This is a genomic window from Burkholderia sp. Bp9016 (assembly GCF_003857765.1).
GTDB lineage: Bacteria > Pseudomonadota > Gammaproteobacteria > Burkholderiales > Burkholderiaceae > Burkholderia.
Genome location: NZ_QTPY01000082.1, coordinates 1 through 1,094 on the forward strand (window position 1 = coordinate 1; position 1,094 = coordinate 1,094).

Genomic DNA, 1,094 nt, shown 5'->3' on the forward strand with positions numbered 1-1,094 from the left:
AGCACGTCGGCGATCAGGTTGCCGACCGTCTCGGCTTCCGCCGGGCCGAAGCCGCGCGTCGTCATCGCCGGCGAGCCCAGACGGATGCCGCTGGTGACGAACGGCTTTTCCGGATCGTTCGGGATCGCGTTCTTGTTCACCGTGATGTGCGCTGCGCCGAGCGCCGCTTCCGCGGCCTTGCCCGTGATGTTCTTCGCGCGCAGGTCCACCAGCATCACGTGGCTTTCGGTGCGGCCCGACACGATCCGCAGGCCGCGCTTGACCAGCGTTTCCGCCAGCACGCGTGCGTTCTCGACCACCTTCTGCTGGTATTCCTTGAATTCCGGCGACAGCGCTTCCTTGAACGCCACGGCCTTCGCCGCGATCACGTGCATCAGCGGGCCGCCTTGAATGCCCGGGAAGATTGCCGAATTGATCTGCTTCTCGTATTCCGACTTCATCAGGATCACGCCGCCGCGCGGGCCGCGCAGGCTCTTGTGCGTGGTGGTCGTCACGAAGTCCGCGTGCGGCACCGGGTTCGGATACACGCCCGCTGCGATCAGGCCGGCGTAGTGCGCCATGTCGACCATCAAGTAGGCCCCGACCGACTTCGCGATCTTCGCCAGACGCTCGAAGTCGATCTTCAGCGCGAACGCCGATGCGCCCGCGACGATCAGCTTCGGCTTGTGCTCCTGCGCGAGCTTTTCCGCGGCTTCGTAGTCGATGTCTTCGTTTTCGTTCAGGCCGTAGCTGACGACGTTGAACCACTTGCCCGACATGTTCACCGGCGAGCCGTGCGTCAGGTGACCGCCGTGCGCGAGGCTCATGCCCATGATCGTGTCGCCCGGCTTGAGCATCGCGAAAAACACGCCCTGGTTCGCCTGCGAACCCGAGTTCGGCTGCACGTTCGCGGCTTCCGCGCCGAACAGCTGCTTCACGCGATCGATCGCCAGTTGCTCGACGATGTCCACGTACTCGCAGCCGCCGTAGTAGCGCTTGCCCGGATAACCTTCCGCGTACTTGTTCGTGAGCTGCGAGCCCTGCGCGGCCATCACGGCCGGGCTCGTGTAGTTTTCCGACGCGATCAGCTCGATGTGATCTTCCTGCCGGCGGTT

1 protein-coding gene is annotated in these 1,094 nt (G+C 64.5%); it reads right to left on the reverse strand.

The window, feature by feature from the left end:
• Window positions 1-1,094: serine hydroxymethyltransferase (gene glyA / locus DIE13_RS32515; RefSeq protein WP_148094098.1), on the reverse strand; the 1,094-nt coding region annotated here is incomplete at both ends.